An 18,590-nucleotide genomic window follows, 5' to 3' on the forward strand; every position below is an offset into this window, starting at 1 on the left:
TTAAACCTCCTATTTACCTGTGTAAAATTTGTGATATGCTACAATTGATTCGAAAAATTTTACAAATGTATTAAAATTATTCATTTTTTCTTCTTCACTACCTACATCTACTTTTCTCATAAGTGCCATCATAATTTTATAAAAATTTAAAGGGATTAAATTTCTACCCTTTGCAACAGCAATTTGTGGTTTAAGTAGATAAAAGTCAACTTCAATTTCATCCCATGTTTCTTTTTGTTCAATAAGCTTTACTGCACCAAAAAACTTTCGAAGTTGTGTGGTTTTAAGATTTTTAGAGTTTTTTGCTATTTTATCTGCATAACCATTTTCATCAGCATATTTTTTTGCTGATATATCACTTAACATCTTTACCTGATTAATTTCATTAATAATTTCTTTTATTTCACCAGAATCATTATTATTTCTGTTATATCCATTAGCCATCAAATCACCTCATCCTTAAACTTGCCCATGAAACAGGGATATTTATCCAAGGCATATTTTTAATAGTTTTTTTATCAATTTCATCTTTAAATGTCCTATTTTTTATTAAACGTAATTTGTATTTAATATAGGGAACATAAACTTTGGTTTCCAATCTACGGGCATTTTCCCTCTCCCATCCATTAGTTGAATTTGGAATAATCTTTTTATTAATATGCTGATTCCATAACTTTAACATATAATAAATTATTCCCATAGATAGCTGATTTTTATCCTTATATTCCTCCAATTCTTCCCCATATTCAATCAAATCATTAAATCCTTTAAATACATCATTTGAATCCCATCTTAAAACTTGATCAAACAATGTAATTTTATCTTTACCACAGGATTTTGAATGTTCCAGATTAGTATCTGCAAATCCAACAGCTTTACCAATAGGGAATTTAGGACCAACAATACTTATTCCCCCAGATATATTGATAGAAGGATTATTACAAGACCATTGTTTAAATTTATCTCTAAATTCCTGTGCAAATTTAATAATATCATCATATGGACCAATTACCAGTAAATCATCACCACCAGAATAATTTATATGAATAGTTGGTATAGCATATCTTTCACATTCATCGCAAAGTTCCTCACCAGTTTTTTCTTTATAAACCATAATAGATTTAAGCTCTTCATCCTCTTTATTTTCATTATCACTTTGAAGAACTAATTCTACTGATTTAACTTTGTCTTTACATTCATCACAAACTTTTGTAAAAACCCTATAATTTTTACTTATCTCATTAATAATTCCTGAAAAGAACAAATCAAGCATTGATGAAAGTGAAGAAACACGAGAAATACTTGCTCCTTTTGAATCATCAGAAGATATTTTATTAAAACCCTGTGAGAATACTTTTCCCAAATTATCTACATCCATTTTTAAAACACCTAATTTATCTGCACCTTTACTAATAGTTGCTAAGTGTTCAAAGTACAATGTAGTGCCCTTTGCTTTAGGGATAGTGTTTCCAAGAAAACTAAAACTAAATGAAATATTCGCATCTGAAAATTGTGATGCCAAAGATGTAAAATCAGTGCCATTAAGTTTAATTACTTCTACAAATTCAGATTTGGAAGCTAAATCCCCAATAACTTTATTGATAGAACCATTATCATCATTTCTAAAAGTAAAACCAATGTTAAGACTTTCAAAGAAGATTGAATTTGAAATTATTTTGGTATTTGAGTAATATTTAATCATATATTCTCTATTACCAACTATTGCACCAAAATTTTCATGTTCTATACAGGAATTACAAATATTCTGATTTTCATTATCTATCGGATTTCCACAGACAGAACAGGTATTATATACTGGTTTTTCATCCAATGTAAAAATTTCATCCAGATTATCTGAAAATTTATGTTTTTTATCTTCATTTAAAAGATTTGATAAATTAGATGTAATTTCACCGAAATTTGATAAATCTTCACCCTTACATTCCTTATAAACTAAAGCCAAATATAATTCAGCATTAAAATTAGAAATAAAATATCTATTAATATCACTTTTAATTTTATTTATTTCTTCAATGGATGTTCGAGTATTTGGAGCAATAATAACAAATCTTCCACCACCACAAAAGAGAATATTTGCTTCTGTAAGATTTAAATTCCGAATAATCCTACTTGCAATAGCTTCATTAAGTAAACTTATATAAATAGACCTGCCTCTAAGTCTTTTACTCATACCACTTTGAGCTTCCTGCGGAGAAGAAACCTTATAAATAAAGTTCTGAATACCTGAAATATCACCATTAATAATAATAAACTTATGTGCATCTTTTGAATCTGATTCACTATCAAACAAATAAGAACAGCTTGCTATTGCAGCTGTTGTTTTAAGATGATCATATAATGAAATATCTGCTTGAGAAACATATACTGCAGATGGGATAGTAGAAGTATATTTTCTCAAAATTGCAAGAACAGTTGAAAAATCGTTTTTGTTTTTTAAAGAATCAATATCTTTTAAAAATAAGGACCATAATCTATTATATTCCGGTTGAAGATTCCATTCACCTTCCTTTAAAGGGTTAACTCTAGGTTTTAAATTATCAAAACTAGATTTATTAATATCTAATCTTTGAAGTGGAACATGTTGTTCTTTAATTAAGCCATTATCACCTATGGCAATCCTTGAAAAAATGGAATTTAATGGTGTTTTAGATGTATCATTTTTATCTTCAGAGGATATTCTCTCACTTGAAGAATAATGGTCTGCTTTTTGAACAATTTTACATAACTCTGGAAAATTGGATTTATTGGGATTATGATGGTATAATACTAAATCTTCTATATCCTCATTCCAATATTGGCTTGTAAAATCTGCACTCCATTTTCCATGTGCACCATTCCAACCATAGTCATCTTGAGTATATTTTTGATATTTTTCTGAATGTTTTTTACCAGTACGTTGATAAAACTTACCAATATCATGTAATAATGCACCAAATTGTACATTTACATATTCATCATAAATATCAAACACCTCCTAACTTTTTTAAAACATTTAAATAATAAATATTAAAAAAAGTTTAAAGAATTTGATAATCCCCCTAAACAAATAATAAAAAACATATTGCATAGTTGAATACAAATTCAAACTTTATTAAACAAATATATGTTTTTAAATGTTTCTTATATTAAATATTAAAAAATATTATTAATAAAAGTTTTTATTTGAATTTCAATAATTAATAAAAATATTATGTAAAATTATTTAATAAAAATTAATTTAACTTATTTTTAAACAATATATGTCTTAAAATAAAAAAAAGAATTAGAAATCATATTATGATTTAAAAAAATAGTTTCTTAAATAATTATTTTAAAAATTAGTTTCATAATTGATAAAGTAATATAATAATATATATGTAATTATAAAAAACTATTAGAAAAAATAAGAATAAAACATCCAAAACTTTAACTCAAAACATTATTTAATTATTAAATAAATATAAAAAAATATTTAATAAAACAATTAGGTTATAAAATGGGAAAAAAACAGGAATATATTCAGGCAGAAAAGTACTTTGAAAGTAAAGATTATGAAAATGCACTTAAGATTTATGTAAAATTATATAATAAAGACTATCAAAAAGAAAAAATATTATCTACACGATTTGCACCATGTTTTGGAGAAATTGATAATGATAATAGATTAAAATATATTAATGATTTAATTGATACAAATCCTAAGGATAGTCAGTTATATTATATTAAAAGTGACATTCATCTTTTAAATGATGACTATGAAAGTGGACTTAAATCAATTAATAAAGCATGCACCCTCAATAGTGACAATTTTGAGTATGCATATCGTAAAGTCCAAATATATGATAAATTAGATAAAACAAAAGAAGGAGAAGAATATTTAAAATTTCTTAAAGAAAATCATATGAATACATATGTTAAAATTTATCTGTTTAATTACTTTATAGAGCATAATGATACTAACTTAAGTCCTGAAGAATTATTTGTTAATATTGACAGATATACTGAAAAAGATATTCAACTAACACTAGAAGAACTTGGTGGAATTAATAATATCTAATAAGAATATAAGACATAAATATTTTATAATACTTTTATAATACGGTTTTTAAAAGTATCAAATTAAGAGTTAATAAATATTTAATAATACAGTGAGATATTATTTAAAAGAATACTAAATTTAAGAATTATAACTATTTAAATATTATAAGACTTTTGTTTAAAATTTAATAAAAAATAATTAAAGAAATAATAAGAATAAATACTTTTATAAATAGTGTAAATATAATTAAAATAAACTTAAAAACAATTTAACAAATCACAAAAAAAAAGGTCATATTATGAATAATGATAAATTATACGATGAAGCAATAAACGATTTAAATAATGAGAATTATGGTGAAGCTTTAAAAAAATTCATTACTTTATTTAATTCCAATTTTGATGATAGAAGTGTGTTTTATTTTATATTAAATTGTATTGAATCAAGTGATGAAGGCCCTATAAAAGATGCAATTGAAAATATTAAGCTTGACGATAATAATCCAGATAGCTTTTTTATAAAAAGTTATGCTCTTAACTCTGTTGAGGAGTATGAAGATGCAGTCAAATATATTGAGGATGCAATCCAATTAAATCCTGATAATTTCCACTATCATGTTCTTAAAATGACAGAATATGTAGATTTAGATAAAATTGAAGAAAGTGAAAGCTATGAAGGAATAATGGAAACTAATCAAAAAGTGTTTGTTAAAATAGTACTCTTTAATATGTTCGTTGCTTCTGCAGATGAAGACTTCGAAGGTGATCTGTTTGAAATAATAGAATACATTGATAATTTTGAAGATGAAGATATTGAAGATTTCTTAAATAATCATGGCGGAGTTGAAGGATTATTAAATGAACTTGACCCTGCAAACCTTCAAGCAGAATTTGATAATGATGATGATGAAATAATCCTTGATGAAGACAATGTCATCGAAATAAACCCTGATGACATAGATGAAAATGGAAATATTACTCTAAAACTAGATGATAATATAGATATAGAATTAGAAGACGGAAGTGGAATAGAACGTGATGAGGAGGGAAATTTAGTGATAAACGTTAATAACGATATTGAAGAAGGAGAGGAAGAAGAACTTGAAATCAGTCCCATACCAATTTATAGATGAAAATGAACTGGAAGAATTAAACATGGATGAAATCCATGAGGCCTTAACAATAGCTCATAGCCAATTTAGATATAATGAAAATCACAACGATTATATATTAAGTCAAGAAAGTGAAGAATGTATCTATAACAGCGATGAAGAAATAATTGAAGTTATTGAAAACTATATTAAAAATACACTCACTTATGTAAACGATTTTATTTTAAAAATAGAAGATAAAGATATGGCTGATTTTCTAAGAAAAAATACAGAACTCATTGAAAACAGAAAATTTGATGAAGCTCTTGAAAATACCAATGATTATTTCCTAAAAAATCCTGATGACAAAAATATAATGATATTTAAAGGATTTTTATATCTTTTAAACTTCCTAAGCATTGATGCATTGTATATTATAAACCAAATAAAGGATAATGAAGAAATATATGAATGTATGCTTATAAAAGCATTAGCTTGCGAAGCTTTAAACCGTGATCTTTCATATTATTGCTTTGAAAAAGTTCTTGAGATGGACGATAATGATGAAAGAATATGGGTAGAATACATAATCTATGCACTCAATAAGGAAGACATGCCTAAAGTAGAACAATTAGCTTCTAAATGTAAGGCAAAATTCCCTGACTTTGAAATGGGAATAGAAGAAGAATAAATATTTTATTTTCATTCTTTTTTTACTTAAATTTATTTTATTTTATTTTTATTTAATTTTATTTTATTTTTTTATGGTTTTAAACTAATTTTACATATATGTCCTTATTTTATAGATTTATACTTATTATATCTATATCTTTTTTACAAATTAGTTGTAAATTGTAATAATTGATTTGTTAAACACTTTCAATCAAATAATCATTTACGACTTAATTATCAGACTCTTTTTCAATTAATATAGTTACAGGCCCATCATTTACTAACTCAACTTGCATATATGCACCGAACTGCCCTGTTTGAACATTCATTGTTTTTCTACATTTTAAAACAAAATCATCAAAAAGTTTACTTGCTTCATCAGATTTTTTAGCTTTATGAAAAGAAGGCCTATTATGTTTATGGGTATCTCCATATAATGTAAATTGAGGAACAAGTAAAACTTCGCCTTCAACATCATTTACTGGAAGATTCATATTTCCAGTTTCATCTTCAAATATACGTAATTTAACGAGTTTATTTGCCATATAATCTACTTCTTTTTCTGTATCCTTTGAAGAAAAACCTACAAGAACCATATAACCCTTATTAATCTCACCAATAATCTTCCCATCCACTTCAACACTAGCAGATTTAACTCTTTGAACAACTAATTTCATATAAAATCCCTTCCTATAAATCATAATGAATGAATTAACTCTCCAACAACTAATTTCATATAAAATCCTACTTATAAATCATAATGAATATTATGTAATTTATATAAACATACTGCACTACTAGATGGGAATGCATATATCATATAATCAAGTTCCTCTAAAGTGATTTTATGATTAATAATAAAAGCAAACATATTCGCCACATTTTCACCGTCAGCAGCAAATATTTCAGCACCAACAATATTCAAATCATTATCTACAACAACTTTAACCTCTGCGGTTGTATCATTTTTAAGTTCAAGTGAATATGATTTACCATATCTAAGTCTATGTACACTATACTCTCCATTTTCCAAAGCTTTATAAACTGGTACTCCAACTGTAGCAATTCTTGGAATAGTGTATGCAACTGCAGGTACTACTGGATATGTGATAGCATCAGCCTCAGAAAGTAACTCTTTTGCAAGATATTTAGAATGGTGAATTGCAACAGTTACAAGCTTTGCAATGCCTGTATCTGCAACATCTCCTGCTGCATAAATATTAGGTATTTTAGTTTGCAGATGATCGTTTACTTTAATTCCATTTTTAGTATATGTTAATCCTATATTTTCAAGACCGACTCCTTCAAGATTTGCCTCTCTTCCAGTAGCTCCAACAACATAATCTCCTGTTAATTCAATACCACTTTTACATTTGACTGTAAAACCATTTTCATAAGGAATATTATCAACCTTCGCTTCCGGATCTTTAAATACACCATCAGTATTTAATCCATTTTCAAGATTTGAAACCTTAGCTTCAGCATCTATAATTCCATCATGATTTTTTATAATCTCAAGAACTGTTTCATTAAAATGGAAACGTATATTCTTTTGTTTGAGTATTTCAATTACATTTTGAACATATGGTTGATGGAAGTATTTTAAAGCCATATCAGAACGGATAATAACATCTGCACTATTACCTGCTTCTGCAAGAATTGATGCAAATTCCATTGCCACAAAACCTCCACCAATAATTATTGCATGTTTTGGAAGAGTTCCCACATCCAGATAATCCGTACTATCATGTAAATATTGCTTCCCTTTAATGTCTGGTATAACAGGTTTTAGGCCTGTTGCAATTACAATTTTATCTGTAGTGTATTTTTTATTTCCAGCTTCAACAGTATGTTCATCTATGATTTTTCCTTTACCATGAGCAACATCAAGCCCATATTCCTTAAACTTATTATCCAAAAATGGAGCCATATTTGCTATACGTTTTCTTTTAAATTTCATTAAAGCATTCCAATCAACTTCCATATTAGCTGACTTTCCAACACCTTCAAATTTATCAAATGAAGCTTTAAGCTCATATGGTGCATCTAATAATGCCTTAGAATTACATCCCCTATTTGCACATGTTCCTCCATAAAGACTTTCTTCAATAATAAGGACTTTTAATCCTGCTTTTTTCAAAAACCTTCCACCTTGCCATGCAGCATTTCCACTGCCAATATATATTACATCATAATCGTACATCTTCTCATCCGTAAAAAGTTATAATAAAAATGTCTTTAAAACTAATATTATTTATTTAAAATTAAAGAAAATATAAATTTTTTTAAAATTATTTTAAATATTTATCAGATAAAATATAAATTTTTTATTAGAACATAATTATAAGTTTTTGAATAGTCTTAAGTAAATTACCCTATAATGGTATAAGATTAAAAAAATCAATGAAAAATACAATTTATTTTTTAAAATAAGAAAAAAGGACAATAATAGATTATGTTTAAAATAAAGAAAATATAAATAAAATTATATTTTAGATAAAAAAAGGCAAGGATACTTTATGTTTAAATAAGAAAAAGGTCATTTGAAAAATTAAAACTTATAAAACTAAATTTTTTAAAGCCTTTAAAAATATATTTGAAATAAAAAATTTTTAAATTTAGTTTTAAATAATTTCAAAAAAAAGAAGACCTTTAACATAAATTATAATTATTATTAAAAATATAAACAACTATTATATTAATTATTAATATTCTTAATAGTATATTCTATTAGAATAATAATTAACAGTTAAAATTGAACTTAAACGATTATTTAAATAATAGAGGATTAAAATGACCGAAAAAACTAATTTATTATATGAAGGTAAAGCTAAAAGTGTTTATGAAACTGATAATGACAATTTAGTAATTGTTGAATTCCGTGATGATATGACTGCAGGTGATGGTGCAAGAAAAGAAACCATGACAAAAAAAGGTTATTATAATTCTATTATTACAAGTAAAATATTTGAAGTATTAGAGGATAATGGAATTAAAACTCAATTTATTGAAATGGCTAAACCATCTACCCTTGTTGTTAAAAAATTAGATATGATACCTCTTGAGGTTATTGTACGTAATATTGCAACTGGAAGTTTAGTTAGAACATTCCCATTTGAAGACAAGACCCCACTTAATCCTCCAATAATCCAAACTGACTATAAAAGTGATGAATTCCATGACCCTGCTATAAATGACAGTATATCTATAGCATTAGGTTTAGCTAGTCAGAAAGATTTAGACTTTATAAGAGAGACTGCACTTAAAATTAATGATATTATGAAGGATATGTTTTTAGATGCAGGTATAACCCTTGTTGACTTTAAGATTGAATTTGGTAAAGATACAGAAGGAAACATTGTACTTGGTGATGAAATTAGTCCTGACAGTTGCAGATTATGGGATGTTGAAACCCAAGATATGCTTGATAAGGAACTATTTAGGAAAGGTCAAGATGATAAAGTAATGAGTGCATATGAAGAAGTATTCAATAGATTACTTAGTGATGAAGATAAAGCTAAATGGAATTTATAGTTAAAACCATTAAATAAAACCTTTTAAAATTAATTTAAATTAAGGGTTCTTTTGATTATTTTTAATAAAAAAATAAAGATGAACATGACAAAAATAATAAAATAAAATTAATATTAAGATTAATAAAAATAATAAAAGTTAAACATGTGTGATTAAAATGATATTTGATATAGAAGTTGAAATATCCCTTAAAAAGGGTATGTTAAATCCTGAAGCAAAAACAATAGAAAATTCACTTAGCTTACTTGGATATAAAGTGGAAAATACACAAACCTTAAACATTATTACCTTCCAAATGGAAGGTAAAAGTGTCGAAGAGGTTGAAAGTGAAGTAGATGATATGTGTCAAAGATTACTTTGTAATCCTGTAATCCACAACTATAAAATTACAATTAATCAGAATAATTTTTAAATAAAAATATTTTGAGGGAAAACATGAAAATAGGAGTTATAAGATTTCCAGGTACAAATTGTGACCGGGATGTATATCATGCAATTGAACTTGCAGGAGCACAAGCAGAATACATCTGGTGGAAAGATGAAAATTTAACAGAATATGATGGAATAATAATACCTGGAGGATTTTCATATGGAGATTACTTACGTGCTGGAGCAATAGCTTCAATTACACCTGTAATTAAAGGTGTAAAAGCACTTGTAAAAGAAGAAAAACCAGTACTTGGAATATGTAATGGTGCACAAATACTTGGTGAGATAGGTTTAGTTCCAGGTGTTTTCATTAGAAATGAATATCCAAAATTTAATTGTCAATCAATAAAACTTAATGTAGAAAGTACACGTAGTCCATTTACCTCATATTATAAGAAAGGAGAAATTGTATCAATCCCAATAGCCCATGCAGAAGGAAGATTCTACAGCGAAAACATTGACTTAATCCATGAACAAGATCAAATTTTATTTTCATTTGCAGAAGAAAATCCTAATGGATCTATGGAAAAAATTACAGGAGTATGTGATGAATCTGGACTTGTATGTGCAATGATGCCACACCCTGAAAGAGCAAGCGAAAAAATATTAGGTTCAGATGATGGACTTAAAATCTTTAAAGGTATGATTGACAATCTTTAATCAATATACTTAGATTAAAACTAATCTATTTTAATATTAAATATTAATTTAATTTTAATTTTTAATAAACATCTAAAGTGATATAATGGTAGTATATTTAGTAGGTGCAGGTCCTGGAGATGTAGATTTAATAACTGTAAAGGCAGTTAAAGTCTTAAAAAAAGCAGATGTAGTATTATACGACTATCTTTCAAATGATGAAATACTTGACTATGCACCAGATAATGCTAAAAAAATATATGTTGGAAAAAAAGCAGGTGCACATTATAAAAAACAAGAAGAAATTAATAAACTTATAGTTAAAGAAGCACAAGATAAAATCAATAGTAAAGATGGTAAAAGCGAACCTATAGTTGTGCGTCTTAAAGGTGGAGATCCATTTGTATTTGGTCGTGGAGGCGAAGAGATAATTGAACTTGTTGAAGCAAATGTAAACTTTGAAATTATACCTGGAGTCACATCTGCAATAGGAGCTCCAACATCTCTTGGACTACCAGTCTCACATAGAGGAGTTGCAACCTCATTTACCGTTGTAACAGGTCATGAAGATCCAACAAAATCTGAAAAACAAGTTAAATGGGACTTTACTGCAGATACATTAATAATCCTCATGGGTATTGGTAATATTGAAGAAAACACTAAAGAAATTATGAAATATCGTGACCCTAAAACACCTGCATGTGTAGTTGAAAGCGGTACACTTCCAGGAGAAAGAATAATTTTCGCTACACTTGAAAATATTGCAGATAAAAATATTAATACCCCTGCAATACTCATTATTGGAAATGTAATAGACATATTTAAGGATATGGATTACTTAAAAGAAAAACAATAAAAAAATAAAGCTAATATTATAAAAAAAATCAATGAAAAAATATTAACCAGAAATATTAAAAAAAAGTTTAATAAAATAAAAAATTAAAAAAAAAACATAAAAAAGAGATGATATTATTTTTGGCCTACATTTACCATTTCATTTATACCAACCTGCAACAATAATTATTGGAATAGTTTTCATATACATTTTTTATATAAAATATAAAAAACATGAGATACGCTTAGGAGTATTATTACTCTGGAGCTTATTTTGGATTATTGCTATAATAATCACCTTTTTAGGAGATTTTACATCACTTATAAGTAAAATGGTTGGTTTCGGTCGTGGATTAGACATGATTTTTGCAATCGCTATTGGAATATTAGTATACTTTAGTTATTATACTATACGAAAAATGAATGATTTAAATGAAAATATTTCCAAATTAAATAAAATCCTTAATGAAAAAAATAAAAAATAATTATTCTCATTTAATATTCTAAGATAAAAAAGATTATCTCCATTAAAATATTAGACCATAGTTGCAAATTAAAAAAAAAAATTATAAATCTTTAAAATATGGCATATGAATAATCTCATCATCATATATTAATGCAGTACCAGTACCATAATTATTGCTAAATTTAATAAATTCACCAAGGCCTTGAGATTTTTCTTTAATAAATTCTGATTTTGAAATATTTTCAATAATCTCATTAATCTTATCATCATCAACTGAATCATTAGCTTTAAAATCAATGCTATCAATAATATAACTTCTAATAATTTTATCATGATAATTTTCATAAATTTCAGGATTAGTGAATATTTCAACACCGATAATTTCATTATCTATAATTGCAATAAGACCTGTTTGATTATTAGATAATTTAAAATAATCTAAATATTCATCTTGATATTGGCTGAAATCTTCATAACAATCAACCATAGCACTAGTTTTTGGTTGAATTGAACATCTGTGTGAAAAATTATCAATAGAATACCAAACATTATCCTGAATAGATTGTTCATCTAAAGCACTTGCTTTAGCTCTACGAGTATTTGAATTTGCAATATAATCTGATTGTTCAAAATCACAAAAATGATTATTCTTATAACTCCATCTTCCTCTTTCAGTACAACTAACAGATATTTTCATTGTTGTTTTTGGTGGAACAATAACTGTTCTATTTACAATACGATTCTGTTTTGCCCCAATAATCTCCTCACCATCAATCAATATTAATGGAGTCACAGCATTATTAGTTATGATAACATTATTTACATCTTCAACTTCACATTCCTTCACTTCAACAAGACCTAAATCAAATCCTTTCTTTAAAGTGAGAAAATCTGTAGCATTAGATATTTCAGTTTCTAAAGGAATTATTGTAAGACCTTTATAAGATTGTACCTTCAATTCATTAAAACTAATTATATTTTCATCAATTTTAATTTCCATATTAAATACCCCCTTAAATAATGAAAAATAAATAAAAATAAAATAAAATAAATTAAATTGAACTAAATATGATTTATATCAGAATTTGGATTCTTACTTAAGACAATAATCTCATCTGATGTTAATATTTTAGCAATGATAGCATTAGTCGATATAAATTTAACCTGAGCATAATCTTCGTCTAAAATTTTATCATAAATTCTACCGGCACTCATAGTGCCTTTAATAACAGTTTTTACACTATTTGCAATATAAGCAGATTTGCCAGCATATCTTAACTCAACAGCAATAGCCTCACTATCATAATCATTATTTGGTTCTTTTTTAAGTTTTAAAATAGAGTCTAATTTAAATGGTTTAATACCATGAAACATATTAAATCCATTAACTGTTATAAAAATATCATCAGAATAATCATAATCCATATTAAACCCCCCTTAATAATAAATTATAATTCTATAAATACTATCTATTTTTTTAAATTTAAATATTTGGAATAATATTTTAAAAAATTTATCTAAAATTAATTCCAAATATATTAGACATTTATAAAAAAAATTATAAATTCTTAAAAAACTTTAAACAAATAAAAGAATTATAAAAAAATAAATAAAATTAAATATTAAAGTAGTTAAATTAAACTATTAAGGTATTTAAATTAAGATTAAATATTTTATAATAAAATGATATTTCCATATTTTAATTTCTAAATTATATTAAATCAGTGCTTGATTAAAAAAATGGAAAATATTAAAATTTTGCACTATTGCTTTTAAATAGAATAAATTTAAAAAATAAGGGAAATTAAGATAAAATGATTAAAAACAAGATTTTCACATCATTTAATATAATAATAAAAACATTGTTATTTTTCCTATCAAATATAGTTGCATTATATATTTTAGACTATATTAGTACTGATTTTACAATTGGCCCTTGGTATAATGGAATCATTATTGTAATAGCAGTTGCAATTGGAAATTCACTGTTATGGCCAATATTTAGAAGATTTTTAATGAAAATTATCATATTTACTTTTGGAATAGGGTCACTTTTTATAAATTCTATTATATTTTATATTACATCCCTTCTTATTCCTGGAGTATCAGCTGGAATTTATGGAATCTTAGAAGTTCCTATTGTAATGGCAATAACTACAACATTTATTACAAATATTACAAACACAAACTATTATGATAGTTATATTAAAAAAATACTTAAAAATGCAATCAAACAAAAAACACAGGATAACAAAGGATATAATGGATTAATAATGCTTGAAATTGATGGATTATCAATTAATACTTTAAAAAAAGCCATTGATAAAGGTAAGATGCCTAATATTAAAAATTTCATAGATAATAAAACACATACTCTAAAGGAATGGGAAACTGATTTATCTTCACAAACAGGTGCAAGTCAAGCAGGAATTTTACATGGAAATAATAAGAATATTGTGGCATATAGATGGGTTGAAAAAGAAAATAATAATCAAATTGTAGTTTCGGGTAAATTAAGTGATTCCCCAATGCTTGAAAAAAGAATAAGTAATGGTAAAGGATTACTTATCAATGGAATTAGTATTGCAAATATGTTCTCAGGCGATAGTATTATTCCAACATTAACTTCTTCAAAATTAAATGGATTATCTAATATTTACAGTAAGTCATTAAATTCTGTATTTTTAGATGCATATAACTTTCAAAGATTATTTATTTTATTTTTATGGGATATACTTCTTGAATTAAAATCACAATTAGTCCACAAAATCAAAAATATACAACCACGTTTAAAAAGAAATATTGTTTATGCTGCCGTAAGAGCAGGTGCTAATGTTGTTTTAAGAGAAGTTACAACTGACGTTTTAACAAGTGAAATATTAACTGGAAATATTGATACTGCATATGCAAGTTATATGGGTTATGATGAAATAGCACATCATTCTGGAGTTGAAGATGAGGATGTGTGGAATGCTTTAAAATCAATAGATTTGCAATTTTCTAAAATTAACTCTGCAATAGAAATGAGTGATAGAAATTATCAATTAGTTATTTTATCAGACCATGGTCAATCAATGGGTGCTACATTCAAACAAAGATACAACATAAGTTTAGAAGACTATGTACGTAGATTACTTCCTAAAAACTTAAAAATATATAAAAATAAGTATAATATTGACCACTTTAGAGATGCAGTAATTCCAGAAAATAAACAAATAAAAAATCTTAAACAAAAAGTAGGTAATATACGTTATGAATTATTTGAAGATAATGAATTTATGAAAAATATTAAAGAAGAATATGGAAATAGAAAACCTAGAATAATATTTGAAAATAAACAATATTTAAACTTAAAAGAAAAATATTCAAATAGTTTAGATTATATTATAAGCCATCAAAGTATAGAGCAGAGTACTAAAAAAGCAAAAGAATCTGAACTGATAGTATTAGGTTCTGGAAATTTAGGACTAATCTATTTAACCCAGTGGAAAGAGCGCCTATCTTATGAAGAGATTGTGATGCTTTTTCCCAATTTAATTCCAGGACTTGTTAAACATGAAGGAATTGGATTTATCCTTGTTAATTCTATAACTAATGGAGGAATGGTTATAGGAGACAAAGGAATTTATTATTTAGATAAGGGTGAAACTGTAGGAGAAAATCCACTTAAAGGTTTTGGTTTAAATGCTAAAAAACATTTGAAACGACAAAATTCCTTTGACAATATGCCAGATATACTTGTAAATAGCTTTTATGACAATAAAACAAATGAAGTTTGTGCATTTGAAGAATTAATTGGATCTCATGGAGGACTAGGAGGAAATCAAACAAAACCTTTTATTTTATATCCCTCCACATGGAAAGCACCTGATGAATTAATTGGTGCGGAATCAATATATGAATTTTTAAAAAAACAGACAGAGCTTTTAAAATTTGAAACACAATAACTGAATTGTATATTATCATAATCTTCTAGAAAATATTATAATTTTTAATAATTCAATACCCAAATAACTAAAATAAAAATAAGAATAAAAAAAAAATAAAAAAATAAAAAAATAAAAAACCTTAACTGAACAAATACTTGAAATCACCGAAAAACAACATATAAGCTCCAAAACTAGTATTATATTTATCATCCTACAATATTTAAGTATTATAATAAACAAAATAAATTTATGAAATATAATGTAGATTTTGTAACAAACCCTAAACATGCATTTTGGCAATTTAGTAGGCCTTTACTTTTACTGTCTATTTTTGAAGCATGTTATTCATTTGTAGATGTTTTTTGGGTATCACAAATGGATCAAAAATCATTTTTTGCAGTAGGAGTTGCAGTACCATTATTTACACTGATTTATGGTATTGGAAAGGCACTGGGGGTTGGAACAAATTCTATAATAGCTCGAGAAATAGGTCAACACAACTTACTAGGAGCTAAAAATTCAATTTTACATGGTATTATAACATGTATTATAATGGGAATTATTATTGGATTAGCTTCCTTCTTTATAAAAGATATTTTGATATTTACAAAAGCAAATTCCTCCTCTTTAGACTTATCAATAGCATATTTAAGACCATTATTCATATTTTCCTTTGTTTTTCTTTTTGCTAATTTATTTGTTAGTACCTTACAAGGAGAAGGAAACTCTAGAATACCTACTGCTATGCTTATTATAACAAATGTATTAAATTTAGTTTTAGATCCTATTTTTATCTTTGTTTTGCATATGGGAGTAACTGGTGTTTCAATAGCTACAATATTATCCAATGCAATAACTGCAATATACTTATTATACTGGTATTTAAGTGGAAAATCAGCAGTTGAATTGAATTTTAAATACTTTAAACCAGGAATTGTATATGAAATATTTATAGTTGCTATTCCAAGCTTTTTAACAGATAGTTTATGGTGTTTAACTAGTTTGTACTTTAATAGGATTTTAATCGAACAATTAGGTCAAATTGGAGTACTACTTTATGGAACTTCATCCAGAATACAAACATTAATCGCATCTCCTCAAAAAGCATTTAGTAGAGCATTAATAAGTGTTAGTGGTCATTTATTTGGTGCAAACAAAAAAGAAGAATTAATAAATTTATATTATTATGTACTTAAAATATCCATAATAATTGCAATTATTACAACAGTAATATTCTTCTTTATTAGAGATTATGGATTTGCTTTGTTTTCAGTAACTAGTGCCCCTGAATCTGTATTTTATATTGCTCTTGCAGGTATAATAATTGTTCCAGTTAATGAAGTTACAGTATTATCAAGAAAAATTATTGATGGAACAGGAAAAAGTTATTACGATTTAATATTATCACTCTTTATGGTATTGTTTGAAATTATGATTGCAACATTATTATCCAATTATTTCAATCATGGTATAGGTGTTTTACTTGCAATATTAATAGCAGAAATTGTATTTGCTATAATTTACTTTACATTAATAGTTTATCTTTTCGACCAACATAGAAAAGGAGTAATTAAGAAATTCCATCATTATCATAGGACAGGATAAAAACTTAAACATATTTAGAAATATATTTAAAGTAAATTATTTATTTATAATATTTTCAACATCTTCCTTATGTTCAAATAATACACAGCCACCATCATGATTATCTAGAAGTAGGTCTCCATCCCTAAGAGATTTAAATAAATTAGAATTTAAAGCTTCAAGAAGTGATGTGTCCTTAACATTTATATCACTATATGGTGATGCAGGACATGGTTCTGCCTGTCCATGAGAATTAATATGGAAAAATCCCCTACCTGCAGCAAGACAACCTCCAGAACTTTTCTCATCTCCAGGAAATGATAAAAATAACATATCTTCATGTTTTTTACGTAAATTTTCAATTGCTTCAGATAATAATTCTCTTTCAATATCACCAGGTGCTAAATCTAATCTTTCTCCACTAACAGGTACATACTCTATGAAAAATATTACCTTACATCCATAATCCTTTAACTGATTAATAAAATCATCCTTTAAAAGTTCAGATAAATTTTCTCGAGTAAATGTAAGTGAAGCTCCAAATATTATATTATTCTTTTTTAATAGATCCATTGACTCTACTATATTATTATACACCCCTTCTCCTCTTCTAGAATCAGTAACCTCCTTATTTCCTTCAATTGATAAAATTGGAACAAGATTTCTATTTCCATCATATAATTTTAGATAATCCTCATTTAACATTGTTCCATTTGTAAATATGGGAAATAAAATTTCATGAAATTTACTTGCACAAATTATAACATCTTCCCTAAGCATAGGTTCTCCACCTGCAAGAACTATAAAACTTATTCCAATATCTTTAGCCTGTCTAAATATATCCTCCCATTCTTCTGCAGTTAACTGATTAATAGGATCATTATCATCACAGCCATGGTTTGCTCTTGAATAACATCCCGTGCAATGTAGGTTACAGGAAGATGTAATACTTGATATTAGAAAGATTGGAATATTTTGACCATTACGATTATATTCTTCTCTAATTTTTTTTGCTTTTTTAGTATGTTTTGCAAATTTTGCTAAAAACAAACTTTCCTTAGGATTTTTAATTGATGCTTTTATTGCATCTTTTACAATACGCTCAGCACCATTTGAAAGGTATTCCTGTAAATTAAAATCATTTACCATAAAATTTCCCCATATACAAATATACTTATTTTAAATTATTTACTTTACATATAATTATTTACTATTAACTATCAAAACTGAATATTCAATATTGTTGTAATTATTGATTAATATTAGATAATATTAAAAATTATAGGGTGCTAGATAGAGCAAAATTTTAAGAGTGATATTTGCTCTTCTTTTTTGTTGATTTTTAGTTTTTGTTGGTCTGTTTTTAATGGTGCC

General features: G+C 26.1%; 17 protein-coding genes. 10 read left to right on the top strand and 7 right to left on the bottom strand.

The genetic code is table 11. The annotated features are described in order from the left end of the window. Positions 1-9: 9 nt before the first annotated feature. Both csm2 and cas10 read right to left on the bottom strand, forming a co-directional pair. The gene (gene csm2 / locus QZ146_RS06075; protein WP_295722776.1) at positions 10-444 is read right to left on the bottom strand and encodes a type III-A CRISPR-associated protein Csm2; all 435 of its coding nucleotides are present in this window, start codon (positions 442-444) and stop codon (positions 10-12) included. Positions 445-448: 4 nt separating this feature from the next. Continuing rightward, positions 449-2,992: a type III-A CRISPR-associated protein Cas10/Csm1 gene (cas10, locus tag QZ146_RS06080; RefSeq protein WP_295722777.1), complete on the bottom strand. Its 2,544-nt coding sequence runs from the start codon at positions 2,990-2,992 to the stop codon at positions 449-451. 504 nt (positions 2,993-3,496) lie between these two features. Here cas10 and QZ146_RS06085 point away from each other — a divergent pair. From QZ146_RS06085 to QZ146_RS06095, 3 genes are all read left to right on the top strand, one after another. Next, positions 3,497-4,057, top strand: coding sequence for a lipopolysaccharide assembly protein LapB (locus tag QZ146_RS06085; protein WP_295722778.1), 561 nt, complete (start codon positions 3,497-3,499; stop codon positions 4,055-4,057). 280 nt (positions 4,058-4,337) lie between these two features. Next, positions 4,338-5,171: a M48 family metallopeptidase gene (locus QZ146_RS06090; protein WP_295722779.1), complete on the top strand. Its 834-nt coding sequence runs from the start codon at positions 4,338-4,340 to the stop codon at positions 5,169-5,171. Beyond that, the gene (locus QZ146_RS06095; protein WP_295722780.1) at positions 5,140-5,820 is read left to right on the top strand and encodes a hypothetical protein; all 681 of its coding nucleotides are present in this window, start codon (positions 5,140-5,142) and stop codon (positions 5,818-5,820) included. Before QZ146_RS06090 ends, QZ146_RS06095 begins: the two co-directional genes overlap by 32 nt. 211 nt (positions 5,821-6,031) lie before the next feature. Here the strand turns inward: QZ146_RS06095 and dtd are convergent, their stop codons facing one another. Both dtd and QZ146_RS06105 read right to left on the bottom strand, forming a co-directional pair. Further along, complete coding sequence (gene dtd, locus QZ146_RS06100) at positions 6,032-6,478, bottom strand: D-aminoacyl-tRNA deacylase (protein ID WP_295722781.1); 447 nt, start codon at positions 6,476-6,478, stop codon at positions 6,032-6,034. A 71-nt stretch (positions 6,479-6,549) separates the two neighbouring features. Continuing rightward, positions 6,550-8,004, bottom strand: coding sequence for an NAD(P)/FAD-dependent oxidoreductase (locus QZ146_RS06105; RefSeq protein WP_295722782.1), 1,455 nt, complete (start codon positions 8,002-8,004; stop codon positions 6,550-6,552). Between the two features lie 590 nt (positions 8,005-8,594). On the opposite strand from QZ146_RS06105, the gene purC reads away from it, so the two are divergent. The 5 genes from purC to QZ146_RS06130 all read left to right on the top strand — a co-directional run bounded on the left by purC (position 8,595) and on the right by QZ146_RS06130 (position 11,722). After that, complete coding sequence (purC, locus tag QZ146_RS06110) at positions 8,595-9,335, top strand: phosphoribosylaminoimidazolesuccinocarboxamide synthase (RefSeq protein ID WP_295722783.1); 741 nt, start codon at positions 8,595-8,597, stop codon at positions 9,333-9,335. Positions 9,336-9,492: 157 nt separating this feature from the next. Beyond that, complete coding sequence (purS, locus tag QZ146_RS06115; protein WP_295722784.1) at positions 9,493-9,747, top strand: phosphoribosylformylglycinamidine synthase subunit PurS; 255 nt, start codon at positions 9,493-9,495, stop codon at positions 9,745-9,747. 23 nt (positions 9,748-9,770) lie between these two features. Continuing rightward, positions 9,771-10,424 (top strand): phosphoribosylformylglycinamidine synthase subunit PurQ, encoded by a 654-nt coding sequence (purQ, locus tag QZ146_RS06120; RefSeq protein WP_295722785.1) that lies wholly within the window; start codon positions 9,771-9,773, stop codon positions 10,422-10,424. A gap of 85 nt (positions 10,425-10,509) precedes the next feature. Continuing rightward, positions 10,510-11,259 carry a uroporphyrinogen-III C-methyltransferase gene (cobA, locus tag QZ146_RS06125; protein ID WP_295722786.1) on the top strand — a complete coding sequence of 250 codons (750 nt, stop codon included), beginning with the start codon at positions 10,510-10,512 and terminating at the stop codon, positions 11,257-11,259. A 160-nt stretch (positions 11,260-11,419) separates the two neighbouring features. Then, positions 11,420-11,722 carry a DUF2304 domain-containing protein gene (locus QZ146_RS06130; RefSeq protein ID WP_365316776.1) on the top strand — a complete coding sequence of 101 codons (303 nt, stop codon included), beginning with the start codon at positions 11,420-11,422 and terminating at the stop codon, positions 11,720-11,722. Between the two features lie 81 nt (positions 11,723-11,803). Here QZ146_RS06130 and QZ146_RS06135 read toward each other — a convergent pair whose 3' ends face one another. After that, positions 11,804-12,703 (bottom strand): ARPP-1 family domain-containing protein, encoded by a 900-nt coding sequence (locus tag QZ146_RS06135; RefSeq protein ID WP_295722787.1) that lies wholly within the window; start codon positions 12,701-12,703, stop codon positions 11,804-11,806. 62 nt (positions 12,704-12,765) lie between these two features. Continuing rightward, positions 12,766-13,128, bottom strand: a complete 363-nt coding sequence (locus QZ146_RS06140; RefSeq protein WP_295722788.1) for a hypothetical protein — start codon at positions 13,126-13,128, stop codon at positions 12,766-12,768. 389 nt (positions 13,129-13,517) lie between these two features. Here QZ146_RS06140 and QZ146_RS06145 point away from each other — a divergent pair, with 389 nt between their 5' ends. Beyond that, on the top strand, positions 13,518-15,650 hold the full coding sequence (locus QZ146_RS06145) for a phage holin family protein (protein WP_295722789.1): 2,133 nt from the start codon (positions 13,518-13,520) through the stop codon (positions 15,648-15,650). 231 nt (positions 15,651-15,881) lie between these two features. After that, positions 15,882-17,237, top strand: a complete 1,356-nt coding sequence (locus QZ146_RS06150; RefSeq protein WP_295722790.1) for an MATE family efflux transporter — start codon at positions 15,882-15,884, stop codon at positions 17,235-17,237. A gap of 36 nt (positions 17,238-17,273) precedes the next feature. Here the strand turns inward: QZ146_RS06150 and QZ146_RS06155 are convergent, their stop codons facing one another. Then, positions 17,274-18,365 (bottom strand): radical SAM/SPASM domain-containing protein, encoded by a 1,092-nt coding sequence (locus tag QZ146_RS06155; protein ID WP_295722791.1) that lies wholly within the window; start codon positions 18,363-18,365, stop codon positions 17,274-17,276. Positions 18,366-18,590: the final 225 nt, after the last annotated feature.

This window comes from uncultured Methanobrevibacter sp. (genome assembly GCF_905235195.1).
Taxonomy (GTDB): Archaea; Methanobacteriota; Methanobacteria; order Methanobacteriales; family Methanobacteriaceae; genus Methanarmilla.